At 34.5% G+C, this 20,231-nt stretch carries 28 protein-coding genes, 1 pseudogene and 1 riboswitch; of the genes and pseudogenes, 6 read left to right on the top strand and 23 right to left on the bottom strand.

Annotated elements, in window-relative coordinates; all coding sequences use genetic code 11:
* The first annotated feature begins 109 nt into the window (after positions 1 to 109).
* Complete coding sequence (locus tag ACLBWW_RS08205; RefSeq protein WP_098221470.1) at positions 110 to 1,030, top strand: S66 peptidase family protein; 921 nt, start codon at positions 110 to 112, stop codon at positions 1,028 to 1,030.
* Between the two features lie 27 nt (positions 1,031 to 1,057).
* Here ACLBWW_RS08205 and ACLBWW_RS08210 read toward each other — a convergent pair whose 3' ends face one another.
* The 3 genes from ACLBWW_RS08210 to ACLBWW_RS08220 all read right to left on the bottom strand — a co-directional run bounded on the left by ACLBWW_RS08210 (position 1,058) and on the right by ACLBWW_RS08220 (position 2,580).
* Complete coding sequence (locus ACLBWW_RS08210; RefSeq protein WP_000435201.1) at positions 1,058 to 1,456, bottom strand: SseB family protein; 399 nt, start codon at positions 1,454 to 1,456, stop codon at positions 1,058 to 1,060.
* Positions 1,457 to 1,541: 85 nt separating this feature from the next.
* Positions 1,542 to 2,096: a cysteine hydrolase family protein gene (locus tag ACLBWW_RS08215; protein ID WP_116363177.1), complete on the bottom strand. Its 555-nt coding sequence runs from the start codon at positions 2,094 to 2,096 to the stop codon at positions 1,542 to 1,544.
* Positions 2,089 to 2,580: a carboxymuconolactone decarboxylase family protein gene (locus ACLBWW_RS08220; protein ID WP_098221449.1), complete on the bottom strand. Its 492-nt coding sequence runs from the start codon at positions 2,578 to 2,580 to the stop codon at positions 2,089 to 2,091. The genes ACLBWW_RS08215 and ACLBWW_RS08220 overlap by 8 nt, the downstream gene beginning before the upstream one ends.
* A gap of 63 nt (positions 2,581 to 2,643) precedes the next feature.
* On the opposite strand from ACLBWW_RS08220, the gene ACLBWW_RS08225 reads away from it, so the two are divergent.
* Together ACLBWW_RS08225 and ACLBWW_RS08230 are read left to right on the top strand one after the other, a co-directional pair.
* Positions 2,644 to 3,096 (top strand): Lrp/AsnC family transcriptional regulator, encoded by a 453-nt coding sequence (locus ACLBWW_RS08225; protein ID WP_001175500.1) that lies wholly within the window; start codon positions 2,644 to 2,646, stop codon positions 3,094 to 3,096.
* A 100-nt stretch (positions 3,097 to 3,196) separates the two neighbouring features.
* Complete coding sequence (locus tag ACLBWW_RS08230; RefSeq protein WP_000707104.1) at positions 3,197 to 3,379, top strand: DUF3913 family protein; 183 nt, start codon at positions 3,197 to 3,199, stop codon at positions 3,377 to 3,379.
* Between the two features lie 29 nt (positions 3,380 to 3,408).
* On the opposite strand, the gene ACLBWW_RS08235 is transcribed toward ACLBWW_RS08230, so the two are convergent.
* From ACLBWW_RS08235 to ACLBWW_RS08290, 12 genes and pseudogenes are all read right to left on the bottom strand, one after another.
* Positions 3,409 to 4,422, bottom strand: coding sequence for a CPBP family intramembrane glutamic endopeptidase (locus tag ACLBWW_RS08235; RefSeq protein ID WP_098631275.1), 1,014 nt, complete (start codon positions 4,420 to 4,422; stop codon positions 3,409 to 3,411).
* 202 nt (positions 4,423 to 4,624) lie between these two features.
* The gene (locus ACLBWW_RS08240; protein WP_048544982.1) at positions 4,625 to 5,401 is read right to left on the bottom strand and encodes an ABC transporter permease; all 777 of its coding nucleotides are present in this window, start codon (positions 5,399 to 5,401) and stop codon (positions 4,625 to 4,627) included.
* Positions 5,401 to 6,303, bottom strand: coding sequence for an ABC transporter ATP-binding protein (locus ACLBWW_RS08245; RefSeq protein ID WP_048544983.1), 903 nt, complete (start codon positions 6,301 to 6,303; stop codon positions 5,401 to 5,403). The genes ACLBWW_RS08240 and ACLBWW_RS08245 overlap by 1 nt, the downstream gene beginning before the upstream one ends.
* 14 nt (positions 6,304 to 6,317) lie before the next feature.
* The gene (locus tag ACLBWW_RS08250; protein ID WP_048544985.1) at positions 6,318 to 7,112 is read right to left on the bottom strand and encodes a hypothetical protein; all 795 of its coding nucleotides are present in this window, start codon (positions 7,110 to 7,112) and stop codon (positions 6,318 to 6,320) included.
* Positions 7,109 to 7,807 (bottom strand): ABC transporter ATP-binding protein, encoded by a 699-nt coding sequence (locus ACLBWW_RS08255; RefSeq protein ID WP_048544987.1) that lies wholly within the window; start codon positions 7,805 to 7,807, stop codon positions 7,109 to 7,111. The genes ACLBWW_RS08250 and ACLBWW_RS08255 overlap by 4 nt, the downstream gene beginning before the upstream one ends.
* Positions 7,804 to 8,184, bottom strand: coding sequence for a GntR family transcriptional regulator (locus tag ACLBWW_RS08260; protein ID WP_000687513.1), 381 nt, complete (start codon positions 8,182 to 8,184; stop codon positions 7,804 to 7,806). Before ACLBWW_RS08260 ends, ACLBWW_RS08255 begins: the two co-directional genes overlap by 4 nt.
* 162 nt (positions 8,185 to 8,346) lie before the next feature.
* Positions 8,347 to 9,315, bottom strand: coding sequence for a class 1b ribonucleoside-diphosphate reductase subunit beta (gene nrdF, locus ACLBWW_RS08265; protein WP_048544989.1), 969 nt, complete (start codon positions 9,313 to 9,315; stop codon positions 8,347 to 8,349).
* A gap of 93 nt (positions 9,316 to 9,408) precedes the next feature.
* Positions 9,409 to 10,359 (bottom strand): ribonucleotide reductase, encoded by a 951-nt coding sequence (locus ACLBWW_RS08270; RefSeq protein WP_306295567.1) that lies wholly within the window; start codon positions 10,357 to 10,359, stop codon positions 9,409 to 9,411.
* Between the two features lie 383 nt (positions 10,360 to 10,742).
* Positions 10,743 to 11,870: pseudogene (locus ACLBWW_RS08275) on the bottom strand (ribonucleotide reductase N-terminal alpha domain-containing protein); the annotation flags it as partial.
* Positions 11,857 to 12,216 (bottom strand): class Ib ribonucleoside-diphosphate reductase assembly flavoprotein NrdI, encoded by a 360-nt coding sequence (gene nrdI, locus ACLBWW_RS08280; RefSeq protein ID WP_000634376.1) that lies wholly within the window; start codon positions 12,214 to 12,216, stop codon positions 11,857 to 11,859. The pseudogene ACLBWW_RS08275 and the gene nrdI, both read right to left, overlap by 14 nt.
* 476 nt (positions 12,217 to 12,692) lie before the next feature.
* Positions 12,693 to 13,010 (bottom strand): hypothetical protein, encoded by a 318-nt coding sequence (locus tag ACLBWW_RS08285; RefSeq protein ID WP_000502198.1) that lies wholly within the window; start codon positions 13,008 to 13,010, stop codon positions 12,693 to 12,695.
* A 25-nt stretch (positions 13,011 to 13,035) separates the two neighbouring features.
* On the bottom strand, positions 13,036 to 13,230 hold the full coding sequence (locus ACLBWW_RS08290) for a hypothetical protein (RefSeq protein WP_000356682.1): 195 nt from the start codon (positions 13,228 to 13,230) through the stop codon (positions 13,036 to 13,038).
* A 245-nt stretch (positions 13,231 to 13,475) separates the two neighbouring features.
* Between ACLBWW_RS08290 and ACLBWW_RS08295 the strand changes: the two genes are divergently transcribed.
* Positions 13,476 to 14,054: a GNAT family N-acetyltransferase gene (locus ACLBWW_RS08295; protein WP_048544992.1), complete on the top strand. Its 579-nt coding sequence runs from the start codon at positions 13,476 to 13,478 to the stop codon at positions 14,052 to 14,054.
* Positions 14,055 to 14,091: 37 nt separating this feature from the next.
* On the opposite strand, the gene ACLBWW_RS08300 is transcribed toward ACLBWW_RS08295, so the two are convergent.
* Positions 14,092 to 14,694: a hypothetical protein gene (locus ACLBWW_RS08300; RefSeq protein WP_048544994.1), complete on the bottom strand. Its 603-nt coding sequence runs from the start codon at positions 14,692 to 14,694 to the stop codon at positions 14,092 to 14,094.
* Between the two features lie 88 nt (positions 14,695 to 14,782).
* Complete coding sequence (locus ACLBWW_RS08305; protein ID WP_048545344.1) at positions 14,783 to 14,938, bottom strand: hypothetical protein; 156 nt, start codon at positions 14,936 to 14,938, stop codon at positions 14,783 to 14,785.
* A gap of 262 nt (positions 14,939 to 15,200) precedes the next feature.
* Here ACLBWW_RS08305 and ACLBWW_RS08310 point away from each other — a divergent pair, with 262 nt between their 5' ends.
* On the top strand, positions 15,201 to 15,386 hold the full coding sequence (locus ACLBWW_RS08310; protein ID WP_001165081.1) for a YkvS family protein: 186 nt from the start codon (positions 15,201 to 15,203) through the stop codon (positions 15,384 to 15,386).
* 55 nt (positions 15,387 to 15,441) lie between these two features.
* Here the strand turns inward: ACLBWW_RS08310 and queF are convergent, their stop codons facing one another.
* Genes queF through queC form a run of 4 tightly spaced genes read right to left on the bottom strand, consistent with a single transcriptional unit; the run spans position 15,442 to position 17,820 of the window.
* Positions 15,442 to 15,939 carry a preQ(1) synthase gene (queF, locus tag ACLBWW_RS08315; RefSeq protein WP_000918895.1) on the bottom strand — a complete coding sequence of 166 codons (498 nt, stop codon included), beginning with the start codon at positions 15,937 to 15,939 and terminating at the stop codon, positions 15,442 to 15,444.
* An 18-nt stretch (positions 15,940 to 15,957) separates the two neighbouring features.
* On the bottom strand, positions 15,958 to 16,674 hold the full coding sequence (queE, locus tag ACLBWW_RS08320; protein WP_000036302.1) for a 7-carboxy-7-deazaguanine synthase QueE: 717 nt from the start codon (positions 16,672 to 16,674) through the stop codon (positions 15,958 to 15,960).
* On the bottom strand, positions 16,667 to 17,158 hold the full coding sequence (gene queD / locus ACLBWW_RS08325) for a 6-carboxytetrahydropterin synthase QueD (RefSeq protein WP_000368411.1): 492 nt from the start codon (positions 17,156 to 17,158) through the stop codon (positions 16,667 to 16,669). The genes queE and queD overlap by 8 nt, the downstream gene beginning before the upstream one ends.
* The gene (gene queC / locus ACLBWW_RS08330) at positions 17,158 to 17,820 is read right to left on the bottom strand and encodes a 7-cyano-7-deazaguanine synthase QueC (protein ID WP_048544998.1); all 663 of its coding nucleotides are present in this window, start codon (positions 17,818 to 17,820) and stop codon (positions 17,158 to 17,160) included. The genes queD and queC overlap by 1 nt, the downstream gene beginning before the upstream one ends.
* Before the next feature lie 93 nt (positions 17,821 to 17,913).
* Positions 17,914 to 17,957, bottom strand: a riboswitch (PreQ1 riboswitch).
* A 207-nt stretch (positions 17,958 to 18,164) separates the two neighbouring features.
* Between queC and ACLBWW_RS08335 the strand changes: the two genes are divergently transcribed.
* Entirely contained in the window at positions 18,165 to 19,373 is a 1,209-nt protein-coding gene (locus ACLBWW_RS08335) for an ATP-binding protein (RefSeq protein WP_098047502.1), read from the top strand.
* Positions 19,374 to 19,384: 11 nt separating this feature from the next.
* Here ACLBWW_RS08335 and ACLBWW_RS08340 read toward each other — a convergent pair whose 3' ends face one another.
* On the bottom strand, positions 19,385 to 19,501 hold the full coding sequence (locus ACLBWW_RS08340) for a DUF6254 family protein (RefSeq protein WP_000038254.1): 117 nt from the start codon (positions 19,499 to 19,501) through the stop codon (positions 19,385 to 19,387).
* Between the two features lie 100 nt (positions 19,502 to 19,601).
* On the bottom strand, positions 19,602 to 20,135 hold the full coding sequence (locus tag ACLBWW_RS08345; protein WP_048545002.1) for a DinB family protein: 534 nt from the start codon (positions 20,133 to 20,135) through the stop codon (positions 19,602 to 19,604).
* Positions 20,136 to 20,231 lie beyond the last annotated feature (96 nt).

Raw genomic sequence — 20,231 nt, forward strand, 5'->3', positions numbered from 1 at the left:
TCCTCCTATTCCCCTTATATCTTCTTTATTTGACAAACTTTCCCCTTCTTTTACAAGGGTTGAACTTCCTATGAAGCGAATATATTGAAAGGGAAGGAGGCTGAAAATGATGATTTATCCAGATGCGTTACAACAAGGTGATACAGTTATGATTATTGCACCGTCCGGCCCACCAACAATTGAAAATGTCTTAAAAGGGGTAACCCTATTACAAGAAATGGGTTTATCTGTAGTAATCGGGAAGAGTGTTTATGAGAAATATGGATATTTAGCTGGAAGTGATCAAGTTCGGCTCGATGATATACACGAAGCATTTACAAATAATGAAGTAAAGGCCATTTTCTGTGCACGAGGTGGTTACGGAAGTGCTCGTCTCCTCCCTCACATTCAATATGAAATCATTCAGCAGAATCCAAAAATCTTTTGGGGATATAGCGATATTACAGCTTTACATACGGCCTTTTCACGTTATGCAAAGCTTGTTACTTTTCATGGTCCAATGGTTGAAGAATTAGGTAAAGGTGTAGATTCTCTTTCTTTATCTTCTTTCAATCAACTATTCCATCCGTATTCAACCATCTTATCAGCTTCAGAATGTATCGTACCTACCTCTCCATGTACAGTTACAGGCACATTGGCGGGAGGAAATTTAACTGTATTAACGAGTATAATTGGCTCACCCTATGAGATAAATACGGCTAATAAACTTTTGTTGCTTGAAGACATTGGGGAAGAACCGTATCGCATTGACCGTATGTTAAATCAGCTACTTATATCTGGAAAGTTTAATGAATGTAGCGGTGTTATTTTTACAAGTTGTCACGACTGCACTCCTTCTAAACCATCTCAATCATTGCAAACAATACTATATGAATTTTTCGCACCATATCATATACCTGTCCTATTCGGTTTACCAATTGGACATATAAGCCCAAACATCGGGATTCCTCTTGGAGCTACAGCGACAATAAATACAAATAATAAAACACTCTCTATTTCTTCTGGCGTAGCCAATCCGTATTCAAATTAAAAAGGAAAAGCGATTCCGCTTTTCCTTTTATTTATAATAATTAAAAATTCGTCCAGATGCGATATCTGCAACTTCTTCTGGAATAAATGTTTTACTTATATCAGTGCCAACATTTAATACTGCTGTAGCATCTTTCTCAATGCTACCAAATAATTCTTTTCCACGTATCGTAATAAGGGGCGTTCCTTCTGGCAACACGTCTTTTACAAATTCCATTTGTGTAAAGAACGGAACGATCCATCTACCCTCTCCTTGGAAATGACGCAAACGAAGTATTCCTTCTGTTGCCCCGTCCTCTGCTTCTAGTGAACCAGCAACATAAAACTCAGTAGATAAGAGCAATTCATAAAATTCCTTTTGCTTCTGTTTATCGTCCCCTGCTACAACAAGTACTTCTTCTATTCTCTTTACCGGAATTTGCTCCATATGATGCCACCCCTATTTCAAAATGATTGTACTTAGATTATACGAAATATTCTTATTTTTTTCTACATAATTCGCAATTATTTTCTTAAAATAATTTTAATACTTCTTTTGTCGTTACAATCGTAGCAAACTCTTCATGTAAATTTACAAGTGTCATATTGTGAATATCCTCTGCATTATACTCTTTACCATCTAGACCTTTACGGTTAAAAGTAGCCGTTGCATCACTCACTAAATACGTTGTAAATCCTAAATTTCCTGCCATTCGTGTCGTAGTCTCCACACAATGATTTGTCGTTAATCCTACAACCACTACTGCATTACATTTGTTCTCTCTTAATTGCTCTTCTAAATTTGTCCCAATGAACGCGCTGTTAACAGATTTCTGAATAATCACTTCGCCTGGTAATGGCTTCAGCTCTTCTTTAAAGTTCACCGTTTCCGCTCCTTCATAAAACATCGATTGAGCATTTTCTTTATTTACATGTTGAATATGAAAAACTGGTCGTTTCCTTTTTCTCCATTCTGCTAATAACATTCTCATGTTTTCTTCAGCAAAAAGATTATTTCTCTCGCCCCAGTATGGTAACTGAAACGCCTTTTGTACATCAATTATGATAAGTGCTATTTGATTAGTCATCATTTTCTCCTTCATTCGGCTGTAATTGAAACAGAAAACCAAGTTGTTGTGACGCAGTAATAAAACAAATATAAGCGCAAAGCTCTACAATTTCTTTTTCCGTCCAATATTGTTTCAATGCATGAAACATATTATCATCTATTGCCTTTTTATCATGAACAAATGTATGTGCAAAAGTAACTGCTACACTCATTTCTTCTACCTTTTGCATATCATCAGGTCTTCCCTTTGCCATACAGTACGGACATTCATTCCCGTACGCTAATGTTCTTCTTACTTGCTCCTTTAGCTCTGCCGACAGAGTTCCTTTACTATACAGTGTATTCTCTACCATACTCCATGCATGTAATAGATCTGGATTATGCCCTAATAACTTTTGAAACTTTGTAACTCCTACATTTGATAATGAAATTCTCTCCATCATTTCCCCTCCTATTTCCTTCCGTTTTATTGTAAAATAAATAAAGTTCACTTTACATTTCATATGAATCTTAATTTATATTTTTACTTTACAAAAATCATTATTTTACTGGAGGTATATTTACAAATGCAACTAGACCGTGTCGATCGAAAGATTTTAAATGAATTATATAATGATAGTCGCCTTTCCATGCGTGAATTGGCGAAACGAGTAAACTTATCTGCTCCGTCTACTGCAGAACGTGTTCGCAAACTTGAAAGTGAAGGCGTGATTCAAAAGTACACAATCGATATTGATTATAAAAAAGCAGGACTTGTTTTAGATTGTATTTTAGAAATCACTTTAAAAAATGGTGATACAACACGTATGCAACAGTTTATTCAGTCTTATCCATCTGCAAGTTTTTGTTACCGAGTAACAGGGAGCTTATGCTACATTGTAAAAATTTCTGTTCCTTCACTCGTTGAACTTGAAGAATTTATCAATGATGTTTCTTCATATGCAACGACTGTTTCTCATATCGTATTATCAGAAGTATCTCTTACTCCTGATATTGAACATATCTTCCCAGAAGTTTAATTTATTTTTATTCATAAAATATATAAAAACCCCTTACAATAAGAATAAAAATAATATATTATGTATTAAAATACATAAAGTTCGAGAAAGGGGCTTTACATTGAAAATCTGGTTTTATGAAAAAACGGCACAATTAGATGACTTGCTTGGCATTTGGGACAATGTTCCGACTATCCCTCGAATTGGTGAAAAAGTGGAGATTTTAAAAACAGTCCGTATCGTTACAGATATTAAATATGTAAAGAACGGTAATAATTTTCGTGTAGAAATTATTACAAATTAAAAAGTAGCTCCTAAGGAGCTACTTTTTAATTATGTATCACGCGCTTTCTTTATAACGATTTTATCGTCTTCTACAGATACTGTTACATAATCATTTTCTTCTAATCGAAGCTTATTTACTGCTTCATCTGGTAGCTCTACAGCCATCAGTCTATCTGTTACAATCACTTGACTATACACTTCATTTTCTTGTAACACACTTACTATTTTTTCCTCATTTATAAAGCGCATCGGCGGCACACCAACTTCTTTTACTGTACGCCATTGCTTCCAAGCATACGGAGTTAACCACAGTAAACCAACAACTGTAAGACCGATACCGATCCATAAATTACTTTGCGCTTGTAATTCAGGAATTGAGATTGCGCTACTCTCTTCTCCACCGACAAATTGCATACTTGTTGCAATCAAATTATTTAGAGCGTGTACAGCGATATTCGTCCATATATTTTTCGTCTTTATGTATAAGAGACACATTACAACACCAAACATGAACGCACCAATAACATCAAAATGTCCTAGACCAAAAATAAGTGAAGATATAATTACAGCTTTTTTTATCCCCCATTTATAAGCCATTCGCTGTAAAAAGAATCCCCTAAAAATAACCTCTTCCATAATAGGTGCTAATACACATGCTGAAATGAAAGTAAATATCGTCATATATATGTTACTCGTATTAATAACAGTTCCATCTTCTAACATAGTAACTAAGAAATTCGGTAACGTATGTGCTAATATGTAAAATTGAATATGAGATATACCAACTGAAAAAATCATTCCCATTATCGTCGCTAATACAATTAACCCCCACGGTAAACGTCCTGGCTTATCAAAAAAACTGTTAAATACAACATTATTTTTATTTGTTTTTACGTATAACCAAAATAACGGAAATACAAAAAATATAGTTATTTGTGAAATAACTTCCATCGTACTCTCAGAAACATTCGATAGACCTAATGGGATCATCGTAAGGAACAACCCTATAATCATCCATCCAAAAAAGCTACGGAGTCTTATACGTGAAAATGCATAGTGCATATAGAACACCCCCAAAGATAATATAAATAAATGGTCAGATAACTAAATTATAATTCGAATATAGTTGAAATTCTTCCTATTTTTCTCAAATACTTTCAAACAACATATCTTTTAAAATACCATATCACTGTTCTTTAAGTTGCAATCTACAAGAAAGTTATGTAAGAAAAATCCCCGTTTCTACAAGCGGGGATTTCTTTTATTATAATACGTCACGTTTTTGGAATAATGCACTTGATGCTACAAGTAATACAATAAAGTATGCAGCTACAAGTAATAATGAAGTTGTAAATGTAAACTCTGTAAATGTTGGTTCCATCCCGCCGCTCACTAATTTATTGCTATCGTAAACACTTAAATTTAAATGGAAAAACACTACAAATTTCGCTACACCTTTTGCAAACATCATCAGTACCATATTAATTGGTCCTTGTAAAAAGAAGAAAAACATCGTAATAATTAATGGTAATACAGATTTTCTAAATACATTTGCTAAGAAAAATGCAAGCGTCGCAAAGAAGAACGGCGAAAGTACTTGATATAAAGTAGATTTCATTACGATTCCTACCGTTAATTCTGTTTTACTACCATCCATTACAATTCCGCCAACAATCATTGCAATTAACGTGCTAGCAAATATGATAAATACTATAGTAAGTAACACTGTAATATATTTAGAGAATAAAACTGTCACTCGTTTTCTTGGACGGATTAATAACTGCTTAATTGTACCTTTTTGGAACTCATCAGTAATCATACGAGAAGCAATCGTAATCCCAAAAATTGTTGCAAACAAAGTAATTAAACCAATCTCTGAACTTGCAAAATCTAAATATGATCCTTTAAATTCAGTTCCGTCCCCCCATTTCAGCATTGCTAAAACTCCCAAAATCTCCAATACTGCAATAACACCAATTAAAATATACATACCTTTTTTCGCATGCAACTTTAAAAATTCATTTTGAATTAATTTAAACATTACGCTTTCACTCCCCCTGTAATCGCTAAGAACTCATCCTCTAACGTTTTATTTTGAACGGTAACCCCGTATACAAGCACATCGTCACTCACAAGTTTCTTTACAAGTTGTGGAATTTCTTCTTTCGTTACAGATACTACAATGACATTTCCTTGCGCCTTACCTTCAATGATTTCATTTGCTTTCTGTACTTGATCTACTTCAAACGCTACAACTACTGTCTCATCATGTTTTGCTTGTTCATGTAAGTTGTACTCTTGTACAAACTCACCTTGTTTAATAATAACAACACGATCACACATGAGTTCAATTTCACTTAATAAGTGACTTGATACGATTACAGCAATATTCTCCTCTTTCGCTAAACGTTGTAAATAATCACGAATTTGGCGAATACCAGCTGGATCTAATCCATTTGTCGGCTCATCTAAAATTAAGATTTTTGGCTGATGCAGTAATGCCTGTGCAATTCCTAAACGTTGTTTCATGCCAAGTGAATATGTTTTCACTTTTTTATGAATCGCATGCTCCAATTCAACAAGCTTTACAATTTCAGCAATGCGCTCTTTACTAATCGGTGTAATTGCCATGTTCGCAAAATGCTTTAAGTTCTGCATTCCTGTCATATAATCATATAGTTCAGGATTTTCTACAATCGCTCCAATTTGCTCTAGCGCCTTTTCACGCTCCGTGCGAATACTATGACCACAAATTGTAATATCGCCCTCTGTCATTGATATAAGACCTGTCATCATACGAATTGTCGTCGTTTTACCACTACCATTCGGTCCAAGAAACCCGTACACTTCCCCTTCACGAACTTCAAATGATAAACCGCGGATAATTTCCGTTCCACCAATCTTTTTTCGAACATTCTCTAACTTTACTACTACATTTCCCAATGTTGATTCCTCCTTTAGACTTCTAGTTTCTTATCGATTATGCGACCTGTTATATAAACAAATAAAACAAATATACCGATTGAAAAAGCAATACTATATAAATTCATAAGCTTTTCCGGATAAAGAAACACATTTGCTTCTGATGATTCATCTATATACACTAACTTTTTTATAAAAGCAGGTGTAGGTGCAAGTCCACCTAGCATTTCATATATCATATTGATTACTTTCGTTACTAGTAAAAATAAGAAGAAAATAATTACATACTCCATTTTTTTCTTTTTCAAAGAAAATACTTTAACGCCAGCTACTGTAAAAAGTAAAACTAACAATACACTTGATAAATTAAATACATATAACACACTGCTAAATAATTGTTTTACTATATCTAACGTAAGTGTACTTTCGGTAAATAACAATCCATAGAGTTCTGTACCTTTTATTACTTTCATCGAAATGCTATAGAAAAACATAGTACCTATTACTTCAAAACACATTAAGCTAATTGCCGCATATGACAATATTGCTAAAACAATTTTTTTACCAGATATCGGTGTTAATCGAAATAATGTACTTTCGGTCATTTTCCCAAACGCAGACATCGCCTGCAGAAATACTAATACCGCAAAAATTATATAAACTAAGAATACTAAGGCAACTATAATCATTTGCCTTACTTCTCCTGATTCTTGTTTAATATAATTCCCCATACTTACAAAAGCGACAGCTGCAATAAATATGAATGACAATAACGAAATGAAAATTTGTTTTTTATTCGCATTGTACATATATATTAAACTGGCCTTCATCTACTAAACACCTCCTTAAACAAATCCGTAACAGCTTTTCCTCTTTGGAAACGTAATTCCTCTACATTTTCATGCAATACACTCTCACCATCTTTTAAAAAGATTACTTCGTCAAAAATATTTTCCACTTCTCCAATTAAATGTGTTGCAATTAAAATAGTACAGTCTTCGCGATAAAACTGTAAAATAAGTTCCAGTACATGCTCCCTAGAAACGAGATCAATCCCGCCCAATGGTTCATCTAGTACGTATAACCTCGCTTTCCTAGAAAATGTTAAAATAATTTGTAGCTTTTCAACCATACCTTTTGATAAAGCTGTAATTTTTTCTTCTAACGGTATTTTAAATTCCGCAATCGTATCTACCGCTTTTTGAATGTCGAAGTCTTTATAAAAATCTCGATAGAAGAATAAAGAATCTTTTACCGTCATCCAATCATCAAATACTGGTTTATCTGACATAAAAGAAACAATTTCTTTCGTTTCTAATCCTACCTTTTTACCAGCAATTGTAATACTGCCTTCGGAAGGATGCTGCAGACCGGCAATCATTTTCAATAACGTCGTTTTCCCGCTCCCGTTATCTCCAACGAGTCCTATAATTTTCCCTTCCGTAATCTCTATGTTTAATTCACGGATCACTGCTTTCAATCCGTATCTCTTCCATAAGTTTTCTATTTTTAATAACTCTGTCATTCGCTCTCCTCCCTCTTCTCGTGTAATGAAGAACGAAGGATTGTAAGAATTTCTTCTTCTGAAAAACCTAAATTGTCCATTCCATCTATAAAAGAATGAAGTAATTCTTTCGCCATCTCTTTTCGCAGCTCCATAATTTTCTCCCCTTCATTCGTTACATATCGACCCATTCCTCTACGTGTGACAACAACCCCATCCCGTTCTAGCTCTTGAAATGTACGCTGAATCGTATTTGGATTTACTTGTAATTCACTCGCTAATTCACGTACAGAGGGAATTTTATCACCAGGCAATAAATGTCCTGTTACGATTTCTTTTTTTATGTATTCCATTACCTGAATGTAAATTGGTGTATTTGGAGAAAACTCTATTTTCATTTCTTCCCTCCTTTTGTATCGGTGTACTAGTTAAATAATACACTGATACAAATAGTTTGTAAATACCCATTTAATTACAAAAATAATAGTGTTATGTAAACAAATCCATAAAGAAAAGCTGTCTTATCAATGAATAAGACAGCTTTTCTTTATGAGTATATATTAAAAATCAAACACGAAGTCATCATCAGCTAACTTTTCAACGTTCGTTGCTTTTACGTAACCATTCCCTTTTACAGAGAAGAAATCATGGTTTTTCGTATCTGTACGTAAACCATTTAAAACGATTGGGTTAATTTCTTCTTCTTCAAACTTCGGCTCAAGTCCTAAGTTCATAAGTCCTTTATTCGCATTGTAACGAACGAAACGATTTACATCCTCTACAAGACCGATAGAAGTGTAAATTTCTTCTGTGTATGCCATTTCAATTTCATATAGTTCCATTAATAACTCTTGTGTTTCTTTTTGCACTTCTTGTTGATCTTCTGCAGAAAGTTCTGCGAAGAGTTGTTGTGCTAAAATACCGACGAATACGCCGTGAATTGACTCATCACGAATTATTAGGTTAATAATCTCACCACTTGCTGTCAATTTACCTTGACCTGCTAAGTAAAGTGGGTAGAAGAATCCACTATAGAATAAGTAACTTTCTAAGAATACACTTGCTACCATCGCCATGTATAACTCTTTTTTCGTTACTTCAGGCTTTAATAAACGACGATAGTAACTAGTAACAATACCAGCTTTTTTCTCAAGTAATGGATGATTGTCTACCCATTCAAAAATATCATCAATTTCTTCTTCAGTAGCTAACGTTGTGAAAATATGACTGTAACTCTTCGCATGTACTTCTTCCATAGCTCCCATGAAAGCTAATACACTTTTCGCTTGTAAATTTTCAAGATGAACAAGTACAAGTGGCATCCCTTCGCCACCTTGTTTCGTATCTAAAAGTGTTAAACCACCTAATACACGCTTATAAGCAACCTGCTCTTCTTTTGATAATTGTGCCCAAGTATTTTTGTCAGAAGATACTGCGATTTCTTCTTCTGTCCAAAACTGAGCGATGTTTTGCTTCCAAAACATTAAACTAAAATCATCTTCTTTTTTGTTCCAGTTTACCGCACGCATTCAATCGCCCCTTCTCTAAATAAACATGAAAAATTGATAACTAAGCATGAGCAGGGTTCAGAAAACCCTGCTCATGATGTCTCACTTTTTATATTAAACGGTACAAGCTACGCACTCTTCCACGCTTAACTTACGTGTTCTCGTATAATAAAGACTCTTCAAGCCTTTTTTATGTGCATAGATGTAGTAACGTGCTAACTCACGTGTTGAAATATCACTATTAACGTAAAGAATTGTACTAATTCCTTGGTCAATATGTTCTTGGATTTCTGCGATTAAATCAATTAATTTAAACTGATTCATATCGTAAGAAGATTTATAGTACCAGAACGTATCTTTTGATAAATACGGCATTGGATAATATGTTGTCGCATTCGCATATGTTCTTGATTCGATTTGACTTACGATCGGCATTACGCTTGAAGTTGCATTTTGAACGTAACTGATAGATTGTGTTGGAGCGATAGCAAGACGGTATGAATTATATAATCCATTCTTCTTCACTTGCTCTTTTAAACTTGTCCAATCTTCTTTTGTTGGAATATGAATTCCTTCAAATAGTTGCTGAACTTTTTCAGTTACTGGGCTGTAATCTGTCGTTTCGTACTTTTCAAAGTATGTGCCATTCGCATAATCAGACTTATCGAAGTCTTTAAATGTTTCGCCTTTTTCTTTAGCGATCTCCATACTTTTTTCAATAGAGTAGTAATTTAACATCATAAAGAATGTACGAGCGAACTCTTTCGCTTCTGCACTTTCATATGCGATTTTGTTTTTTGATAAATATCCGTGTAAGTTCATTGCGCCAAGTCCAACTGAATGAAGCTCATCATTTGCTTTTTTCACAGTTGGTGCATTCGGAATGATCGTCATATCAGACACAGCTGTTAAAGCTTCCATTCCCGCATGAACAGCTTCACGAATTTCTTTATTTTCCATTACATTCACGATATTTAACGATCCTAAATTACAGTTAATATCACGACGGATAATATCATCTGTACCGTAATCATTTATTTCAGAAGTTTCTTGAAGCTGGAAGATTTCTGTCTCGAATGTTCAACCGAGTCCGCTACTCCTCAGTCCGTTGCTCATGCAACTGCTGTATGTCACCATACAGGACAGACTATATCATCACCTACAGCATTACCTGATTAGGTGCTCCGCTTTTCGAACGCCAATCGCTTGCGCTCTACTCCCATAAGGGATAGTCGTTAGGCTTTTACTTATCTTACATACTTCAGAATGTATCTTATTACTTTATGTTGTCCCATAACTCTGCTATACAAAATAATAAGATACATTCTGAACTTTTATATTTTCATTCTAAGATAAGATTTAGCACGGTAGGTTACCTCAAATTTGAGGCTTTCCCCGTTTAACGGAGTTTTCGACTAGCATTTCTACTAGAAGGTGCTACATATTTAACACAAGTTCGACATCTTCACAGTTCCAATATCCTTCAGTGGATGTTGGTTATTTGCATTTGATTTAAACATTAAGTATGGGTAACCAGACTCAAGCTGAATCATAGCAATTTTAATAAGCATATCACGTGCACTAATATCTAGCGGCTTCTTCTTCACTTTCGGATTGCTCATTAATTCATCGTACATTTCATCAATGTCTATATCATCTAAATGCTTTCCGTATTCTTTATATACCGTATAAGGCGCGAAAACATGGAAAGGTTCGTTTTTCTCAGCAAGCTCAAAGAACTTACTTGGAACGATAATTCCGATTGATAGAGACTGAATACGGCTCTTCTCATCGGCATTTATTTTTTTTGTATCAAGGAATTCAATAATATCCCAATGGAAAATGTTTAAGTATACTGCGCCGGCACCTTTTCGTTGCCCAAGTTGATTTGCATATGAAAACGAATCTTCAAGTAATTTCATAACAGGTACTACACCACTTGCAGCGTTATCGATACCTTTAATTTGCTCACCGCGTGCACGTAGCTTAGACAAGTTTAAAGCTACTCCACCGCCGATTTTTGATAATTGCATTGCAGTATTAATGTTAAAGCCGATTGAATTTAAGCTATCATCCATCTCTAACAAGAAACAAGACACCATTTCTCCTCTTCTGCTTCGTCCCGCATTTAAAAAGGTTGGTGTCGCTGGTTGGTAGTTTTGTTTTACAATCATGCTTGCGAAGTGTTTTGCCTTCGCAACATCACCGCGTCCTAAGTATAATGAAACAATTGCTACACGATCTTCATAGCTTTCTAAGTATTGTTTTTGATCATTTGTTTTTAACGCATAATCTTTGTAGAACTTAGATGCTGCCATATAAGATTGGAACTCGAAGTTTTCACCATAAGCGATGTTATATACCTCTTCTACTTCCTCCAAGCTATACTCGTCCAGAACGTTGTAATAGTAATCATATTCTTTCATATACTCCATTCGCTCTGCCACGCTATTAAAATGAACGGTATTTTCTCTAGCTTCTTCCATAAAGACTTCTAATGCCTCTTTATCTTTATGAAGCTGATAAAAACCGTCCTGCATTTGCGTGATTTCATTATTCAGTTCAATGTGTCGCAATCTCCCGCACCCTTTCCTTAAAATATTCTACATCATTATTTGTTCCTGATAACTCAAATTTTGATACAATAGGCACTTCATATTTAGCAGAAATTTTGTCAGCACTTGCACCGAACATGTCTCCCCAGTTACGATTGCCGCTTGCAGATACGCCTTTTAATTTTTCATTATTGCGCTCTAAAAATTCTAAAACACGTTCTGGTACATTGCCAAAACCTGTTGTATACGTAATTAAAACAAAGTCTTCATCTATTACTAGATCTTCACCAATTTGAACGGCCGGCATATTTAATTTGTGAATGAAACGTTTCACGTTTCCTGTCATAGAATCATATGCAACTATCATTTCCGACCCTCCCTCTCCAATCTATACTCTCTGTATGTTGTTTCTTGATTTCTCTATATATTGTATTACGTTTCAAAATAAGACACAAGATATATGTATAAATTCTTTCTTTTTTTAAATTTTACTTTTCGACAAGACAGTCGATTTTTTTCAATACAATGACTATGAAACAACATTCTAAAACTCATGTCAATAAAGTGCTTTTCAAAAAAGTTGTCAACGAATTTAACCTTATTTTTAAAAAAGTTACCAATATATTTTGTCATAAAACGGCAAATGCTGGAGGAATATATTTCTCCAGCATCACGCAAAAAAGAACAGACATGAAACGATAATCTGTTCTAAAAAACGATTACATTTATCAGTTTTACTTTATTAAATATTATACATATACTTTCGGTTCGCGTTACATACTAAAAGATAACTATTATAGAAAAAGATTATTATTATGGAAATTCAACTTATTTATGAAAAGATTATTCTGAGTGCTCAATGCGCAAAATATCTTTTACAAATATATGATGTGGATTTTCATCTTTATCAATCATTGTACATACAGGAGCTTCTTCATCAAAGTACACAATCATTCCTTCTACGTACTGATATGTATGTTGAACTTGTACGGTTACTTTAATTTCTATAGCCTCTTCATATGCTCTTTTTATTTTCTGAAGCATTTTTGCCGAACACTTTCGTTTCTCTGGATACATGACCATCCCCATAAACCTATTGCCAGCTCTATCTTTCCACATATAATCCCAATGCGGTAATATGCCTTGTTTAAAATCGCCCATAATTCTCCTCCCTATATTCTTCTAGTTACGAACGTGGCGTTTCTGAATATGTATAAATTACTTGTCCGCCGCGCTGTGCGTTCCCAATAATATGTTTAAAATCTTCTCGACTTACTACAACTTCTCTGAACGTATAAAATACATCTTTCGTAACAACATACTCCTTTATTTCACCATTTTTCAGCTGATCCAAAATTGCATTTGCTAATTCTTTATCCATGTATTTCACCTCTATGCAATATTTTATTTTATCGTATATTCTATAGGTCAACAACTGTAAAATTATCCAGGTGCTATACCTTCATTTCATTTTCATTATTTTTCAAAAAAGATCTCTTTAGTATATGTCCACTAAATATCATATACTAACATAGCTACTTCTCTATATCAATCATTTCAGCATTCAATTATGCAAAGTTCCATACCACTATGCTACAATATATAAATAGAATTAGGAGGGATACTATGATTCGGAAAGCAAAAAAGACAGATGCGAAGGCAATTGCACCTTTATTATATAACGCTCTGCACGAAATTGCTGAAAAAATCACAGGCAGCACAGTTGAGACAGAAGTATTACTAGGACTTGAAACATGGTTCTCAAAAGAGAGAAATCGACTGAGCTATGAAAACTGTTTTGTATATGTACAAGACGGGGTTGCAGTTGGGGTTATTGTCGCTTATCACGGTAGTGAAGCAACAAGTCTTGATGCACCAATTGTACATTACTTAAGAGAATTACATAAAGATGAATCAATTACATTAGAAAAAGAAGCTGAACTTGATGAATATTACATTGATACATTATCAGTTTCAAGTGCATATGGCGGAAAAGGAATCGGTTCTCAATTAATTGAAGCTGCTGAAATCCATGCAACTGAAAAGGAGCATGAAAAAATCGCATTACTTGTTAATTTAGAAAACAAACGTGCCTATTCACTATATGAAAAACTAGGTTATAAAAAAGATCAAATCGTTATGCTTGTAGGCGAACCTTATGCACACCTCGTAAAAACATTAAACATCAAAATTTCTATATCTTAAAAAGAAAGCACACGATTTATATATAAATCGTGTGCTTTTATGTTAATTTTGTATTTAATATATTTCCATCCATCGCTTCGTGGAATGTATAGGTTGTACATCCCCATGGCTTCCTATGTAAAATAGGAGAACCAGACCATCCCATCGCTCTCAGCTCCGCACCAACCATTGCATTAATGTAATTATGACCTACAAGAGCAATACTTCCATGTACGAGAGCATAACGGTGTAATAAGTAAGCCGCTTGCCTTGCCCTCTCTCTTACTTCCTTATAAGACTCAACACCTTTATGGTAACCAAGTATCCATAATGTTCGCCCGATAAACATCCATACGTTAAGTTTACATTTCAACCATGTTGGAGCATAAAAATTCGTCGGAATTTCAGCTTCCCTAAAAAGAGAATTTTGCATAAAAGATAAAGAATTCATTAATTCAGCTGCTGACTGTATAGCACACCTTTGATTACTCGTTACAATCAACTTTGCTGCTTCAACCGTTTCCATTGTTTCCATTGGTATAGGTGCTTTTTCTGTTATAGTATGTAAGTCATATCCTTTCATCCATTCGTGAAAGGATGTAACCGTCATTGGTTCTATAGTACGATCTAAGCGGCCATGACGAATAAAAGAAATCTTCATTCTTTCCACTCTCCATTCATCACTTACGAACTCTATTATGTACTATTTTTAAATATCATACCACGCAAAAAAAGAAAGTTATACACCTTTACATATCCCAACCACTCTCATGTGTGACCCCAGCATGTATACCATCCATCCCATCAAAATATGTAGTCGTTTCATGATGACGAATCTTTTTTAAATTTATATAAGAAAATACAAATAAAGTTAATGCTATAACACTCCCCACAAATTCAAACATCATTTTACCGCCTCTAATTTCTCCCACTTTAGTAGGTTATTGTATTTTTTCATTATACCCCTATATAAAGATGCGCGCATTTAAACCGTTCTTTTTTTCTAATAACTTGGAGTTCTTGCATATTTTCTTACAAAATGTGAATATTTTTCGAATTTTTACTTTGGAAACATTTACAAACTAGACAATATGGTTCAAAATAAGAGGAAATAAAAAAAACCAAAATTATTCTTTTTTTGGAAAACTGTAACAAGGAGAGTTGCTTATGCAGATCGCAGAAACTGGAGATATCATTGAATTTAAAGGTGGAATGCAAGGCCGTGTTCAAAAAGTAAATCAAAACTCCGTTATTGTAGATATAACAATTATGGAAAATTTTAGAGAACTAGATATGGAACCTCTTACAGTTGTAAGTCATAAAAACTATACTGTCATTAATCAAAATGCATAATATAATAGAAAGAAAGGATCTGTATGTTATACAGATCCTTTCTTTCTATTATATATTAACGATTATCAATTGTTTCTGGATATAGATCATGGTTCATCATACGGTAGTCTGCCATTTGTTCATACTTCGTGCCTGGGCGACCGTAGTTGCAGTAAGGATCAATTGAAATCCCTCCACGTGGTGTGAATTTCCCCCATACCTCAATGTAACGCGGATCCATTAATTTAATTAAATCATTCATAATAACGTTCATGCAATCTTCGTGGAAGTCACCATGATTGCGGAAACTAAATAAATATAGCTTTAAAGATTTACTCTCTACCATTCTTTGTTCTGGAATGTAGCTAATATAAATTGTTGCAAAATCTGGTTGACCTGTTTTCGGACATAAGCTTGTAAATTCAGGGCAATTAAATTTTACAAAATAATCACGGTTTGGATGATTGTTATCAAATACCTCTAAAATTTCTGGGCTATATTCAAATAAATATTTTGTATTTTGATTTCCTAATAAAGTTACATCTTTTAAATCTTCATCTAATCTTCCTGCCATTTTAAACATCCCTTCTCATTATACTCCGCGTTTATTTCCCCATACTAACGCATGAAGCTGTGGCAATACTTTTGCATTATTCATTTCTTTACAGTTAACCGCTTTTTCAATAAGCCACTCGTATTTATCTAATAATTTTTTAATCAACATCGCATCATCCACAGTTTTTGTATCATCATTCCCTACTTGTAAGAAGAATGGAACATCTGGATAACGTTCGTGCATCTTAACTGCATACTCAAAGTCATAATCGTCAAATACTACTACCTTTAAACTAATATCTTTTCCTGCTAGTTTCTGAATAACAGCATCTAACTTCTGAAAATCAGTATTCATCGTCGAACTTGGTGGTTTTGGAGAAATCGTTATCTCATCAATTTGAAGTAACCAATCTTGCCATTTACTCCCTTGCGTTTCGATTGCCGTCCGCATTCCATTCTCTTTTAATATAGAAAGAAGAAACTCAATATTTTTCAACAATGCTGGATTTCCACCTGAAATCGTAACATGAGAAAAATTTTCGCCACCAATTTCTACAAGCTCGTTCCAAACGTCCTCTGCTGTCATCTGTCTAATTTGTTCCTTAGCCGATCCATCCCACGTAAAAGCAGAATCACACCATGCGCAACTATAATCACAGCCAGCTGTACGGATAAACATCGTCTTTTGTCCCACAACCATTCCTTCACCTTGAATGGTCGGACCAAATATTTCTAAGACAGGGATTTTACTCATCGAGCATCCACTCCCGTCTTACTTCCGCATAACTAGTTGGCGTCTCAAAAAGACGAACAAATTCAACACGAGCTCCTTTATATTCGTTCGCACGATTATCTTTTAGTAATGCTTCTGCCATCTTTTCATAAATCCAAACGACCATGTTTTCAGCAGTCGTATTCATTGCTGGTAACGTTTCGTTTAAATAACGATGGTCTAAATAAATTTCTATTTCATTTTTCCAAATTTCTTTTATATCTCCAAAGTCAATCGCAAGACCTATTTCATTTACATATCCACTAATCCCAAATACAACTTTATATGTGTGACCATGTAAGTTTTTACATTTCCCCTCATAACAGTGTAAATGGTGTGCTGCATCAAATGTAAATTCCTTGCTGACCATTACTCTTTTATTATGATATTTGAGCTGTTTACGCTGAATATCCTTGTCCATTTTTTGCAAATTTTCTACGATGCGAAATCCAAAGAAATTATCCATTAGTTATTTGCTCCTTCGCGTTCTTGTAGGTACGTATCTAATCCTGCTTTACGAAGCTGACATGCTGGACATTCACCGCAACCATCACCAATGATTCCGTTATAACATGTTAATGTTTTTTCTCGAACAAACTCGAATGCTCCAAGTTCATCTGATAATTTCCATGTTTCCGCTTTATCAATCCACATAAGTGGTGTATGAATTACGAACGGATAATCCATGGATAAATTTAAAGTAACATTTAACGATTTCACAAACACGTCACGGCAATCTGGATAACCACTGAAATCAGTTTCACATACACCCGTTACAATATGACGTGCTCCAACTTGTTTTGCTAATACAGCAGCAAATGATAGGAATAGTAAATTTCGTCCATCCACAAACGTCGATGGCAATTCACCTTCTTCATGTGTAATCTCCATATCCGTTCTCGTTAACGCATTTGGAGCAAGTTGATTTAATAGACTCATATCTAGCACCGTATGTTTAATTCCTAGCTCTTTCGCAATTTCCGCTGCACACTCAATTTCTAGTTTATGACGTTGATTGTAATTAAACGTTACAGCTTCTACTTCTGCAAACTGCTCTATTGCCCAAAATAAGCATGTCGTACTATCTTGTCCTCCACTAAAAACAACAACTGCCTTTTCTTTTTTCATTTCACTCATTCTCCTTCTCTACTACGAATAAGAAGAAAGAACGTTCTTGAACTGTCACAATAAAAAAACAAAACAATACCTAAAGATATTGTTGTTTCCATAGTTTTTTATAGAGGGAGTTCGCGAACCTCTCCCGTGCAATGCACGGAATTCCTTCTTTCATTGACAAAGCTTATTGTAACATATTGTATACTACCAGAAAAATTTTCTGATTTTTCCGCTATTTTTCATTTCATTTCTTTCATTTTATAGTATGATGAATTTAATGTGAGAAGAGAGGAGGCACCCCACTGAAACCCTTTATTATTTATCTCTTTCTAAATATATTATTCATCCTTGTTACAATGCTCGTATACCATTTATTTTGGAATCAAAAAGGGAAACGTTCTCCTAAATTAAATTCAGCTATATTTATTGCATTATGTTGCCTCGCTACCATACTATGTATTACTTTCGGAGCAAAAACAAATTATGGATTTCAATTTGATATGCGCCATATCGTATTAATTGTCGGTACATTAACAGGGGGCCCTATTGCTGGTGCTTCCATCTTAACTGTATTAAACATATACCGCTTCTTATTAGGGGGAATAGGTGTTTTTCCATCCCTTATCGCCTCGGTTCTACTGTTTATTGTTCTACTATTAACATACAAACTATTTAACCGAAGTTCTAATCGAATAAAAATAGCACTCGCTATCTTTTACAGTCTCATATTTGGCTTGGGCTGGGTACCTTCTTTCCTCTCAGAGGTTACAAATAGCGCCGATTACATACCCCATATTATCGTGTACGAAATATGTACAATAATTGGAACAATCCTTATTTTATATTTGCTACACATACTACAAATGCAAGTTCGTCTTCAAAACGAACTTATGAATGCCGAAAAATTCCATTTAATTGGAGAAATGGCAGCGTCCATCTCTCATGAGATTCGCAATCCATTAACTTCAACAAAAGGATTTTTACAACTCTTGCAGTCAAATACATGCACTGAGCAAGAGCGAAAATTATATATCGACATAGCCATCAACGGAATCGAACAAGCAAATCATGTTCTTACAGATTATTTAACCTTTGCAAAACCAAGTATTGAAAAAGAACAAAGATTACAGTTAGAAGAAGAACTACTACATGCATTATCGTTAATTACACCGCTTGCTAATTTAGCAAATGTGCGTACACATTATATAAAGCAAAGCACTTCTTTTTTTATCGCGGGAGAAAAACAAAAACTAAATCAATGCTTGTTAAATATTTTAAAAAACTGCATTGAGGCCATGCCAAAAGGCGGTGATCTTTATTTCACATTAGTTCCTGATCATAAGCATATTCAGTTGTATATAAAAGATACAGGAATCGGTATGGATACCGAACAAGTGAAACGTCTTGGCTCTCCTTTCTACTCAACGAAAGAAAAAGGAACTGGTCTTGGAATGATGGTCGTGTTCAGTGTTGTTCAAGCTATGGACGGAAAAATCGATATTATAAGCGAAAAAGGTACAGGTACAACCTTCTTATTAACTTTTCCACTCATACAAAAAACGTGATGAAATAATCATCACGTTTTTTCTGTTCCTTCAACTAATTCAGCAAAGGCTTTCACTTTACCATGTGGTTTTTGATTTTCTTTACGTGCTTTCCACGCGCGCTCTTCTTCTTTCTTTTTCTTGGACATACTTTTCAACTCCTTCTGTTCTTTCTCCATGTAGTATTCCAAAATAAGAAAGAAAACTATGCACGTATCAAAAAAGAAGTGGTCTCCCACTTCCTTCTGATTATCGTTGCAAAATTGCGTGTTTCGCCTCTTTTAACTGCGTAAGATGTCTTTGTTCATGCAAATCAAGAAATTGAACCCACTGATACAAATTCAACTCATTAAAAATAGGATGCTTTAATCCATTTTCAAATAAATCTTTTTCATCTACCACACTATGAAGCGCGTGTAATAGTTCTTGTCGTGAATGTTCTAGTAATTGAATTCCTTGCTGTTTTTTCATTAACGTTTCTGTTGGTTCCATTTGCTGAGGAGCTTCTCGTTTATGTGTGCGATCAAGCGTAAGTTGGAGGTCTTTAAATGGAGTCGTGTTTCTTTCATTTTTTTGTAAAGCATATACAAGGGCAGATGTAACTGATTGTTCAACTAAATGCAAGTGATGCAAAATTTGAATAATACTCCATTTATCACGGCGTGGCTTTACATTCACTTCTGTATCATTTAACATTTCAATTTCTGATAATAGCGTGCTTCGAGTAGACTGTAATGAGTTCACCAAACTTTCTAAACTCACATCCATATTAGATTGAAGCATACTTCTTTCCCCCCTTTTTGTTGGTGAAAAGAGGTGCTCCTTATTAGAAACACCTCTTTAGTATTCTGAATTTTCTTTTCTTTTATTATCTCATCA

Source organism: Bacillus sp. M5A3_1b (assembly GCF_053345335.1).

Excerpts from the sequence above, each read along its gene's own strand:
- ACLBWW_RS08205 (WP_098221470.1), top strand. The coding sequence starts at position 110 with ATGATTTATCCAGATGCGTTACAACAAGGTGATACAGTTATGATTATT.
- ACLBWW_RS08210 (WP_000435201.1), bottom strand. The coding sequence starts at position 1,456 with ATGGAGCAAATTCCGGTAAAGAGAATAGAAGAAGTACTTGTTGTAGCA.
- ACLBWW_RS08215 (WP_116363177.1), bottom strand. The coding sequence starts at position 2,096 with ATGACTAATCAAATAGCACTTATCATAATTGATGTACAAAAGGCGTTT.
- ACLBWW_RS08220 (WP_098221449.1), bottom strand. The coding sequence starts at position 2,580 with ATGAAATGTAAAGTGAACTTTATTTATTTTACAATAAAACGGAAGGAA.
- ACLBWW_RS08225 (WP_001175500.1), top strand. The coding sequence starts at position 2,644 with ATGCAACTAGACCGTGTCGATCGAAAGATTTTAAATGAATTATATAAT.
- ACLBWW_RS08235 (WP_098631275.1), bottom strand. The coding sequence starts at position 4,422 with ATGCACTATGCATTTTCACGTATAAGACTCCGTAGCTTTTTTGGATGG.
- ACLBWW_RS08240 (WP_048544982.1), bottom strand. The coding sequence starts at position 5,401 with ATGTTTAAATTAATTCAAAATGAATTTTTAAAGTTGCATGCGAAAAAA.
- ACLBWW_RS08250 (WP_048544985.1), bottom strand. The coding sequence starts at position 7,112 with ATGAAGGCCAGTTTAATATATATGTACAATGCGAATAAAAAACAAATT.
- ACLBWW_RS08255 (WP_048544987.1), bottom strand. The coding sequence starts at position 7,807 with ATGACAGAGTTATTAAAAATAGAAAACTTATGGAAGAGATACGGATTG.
- ACLBWW_RS08260 (WP_000687513.1), bottom strand. The coding sequence starts at position 8,184 with ATGAAAATAGAGTTTTCTCCAAATACACCAATTTACATTCAGGTAATG.
- nrdF (WP_048544989.1), bottom strand. The coding sequence starts at position 9,315 with ATGCGTGCGGTAAACTGGAACAAAAAAGAAGATGATTTTAGTTTAATG.
- nrdI (WP_000634376.1), bottom strand. The coding sequence starts at position 12,216 with ATGATAGTTGCATATGATTCTATGACAGGAAACGTGAAACGTTTCATT.
- ACLBWW_RS08285 (WP_000502198.1), bottom strand. The coding sequence starts at position 13,010 with ATGGGCGATTTTAAACAAGGCATATTACCGCATTGGGATTATATGTGG.
- ACLBWW_RS08290 (WP_000356682.1), bottom strand. The coding sequence starts at position 13,230 with ATGGATAAAGAATTAGCAAATGCAATTTTGGATCAGCTGAAAAATGGT.
- ACLBWW_RS08295 (WP_048544992.1), top strand. The coding sequence starts at position 13,476 with ATGATTCGGAAAGCAAAAAAGACAGATGCGAAGGCAATTGCACCTTTA.
- ACLBWW_RS08300 (WP_048544994.1), bottom strand. The coding sequence starts at position 14,694 with ATGAAGATTTCTTTTATTCGTCATGGCCGCTTAGATCGTACTATAGAA.
- ACLBWW_RS08305 (WP_048545344.1), bottom strand. The coding sequence starts at position 14,938 with ATGTTTGAATTTGTGGGGAGTGTTATAGCATTAACTTTATTTGTATTT.
- ACLBWW_RS08310 (WP_001165081.1), top strand. The coding sequence starts at position 15,201 with ATGCAGATCGCAGAAACTGGAGATATCATTGAATTTAAAGGTGGAATG.
- queF (WP_000918895.1), bottom strand. The coding sequence starts at position 15,939 with ATGGCAGGAAGATTAGATGAAGATTTAAAAGATGTAACTTTATTAGGA.
- queE (WP_000036302.1), bottom strand. The coding sequence starts at position 16,674 with ATGAGTAAAATCCCTGTCTTAGAAATATTTGGTCCGACCATTCAAGGT.
- queD (WP_000368411.1), bottom strand. The coding sequence starts at position 17,158 with ATGGATAATTTCTTTGGATTTCGCATCGTAGAAAATTTGCAAAAAATG.
- queC (WP_048544998.1), bottom strand. The coding sequence starts at position 17,820 with ATGAAAAAAGAAAAGGCAGTTGTTGTTTTTAGTGGAGGACAAGATAGT.
- ACLBWW_RS08335 (WP_098047502.1), top strand. The coding sequence starts at position 18,165 with ATGCTCGTATACCATTTATTTTGGAATCAAAAAGGGAAACGTTCTCCT.
- ACLBWW_RS08340 (WP_000038254.1), bottom strand. The coding sequence starts at position 19,501 with ATGTCCAAGAAAAAGAAAGAAGAAGAGCGCGCGTGGAAAGCACGTAAA.
- ACLBWW_RS08345 (WP_048545002.1), bottom strand. The coding sequence starts at position 20,135 with ATGCTTCAATCTAATATGGATGTGAGTTTAGAAAGTTTGGTGAACTCA.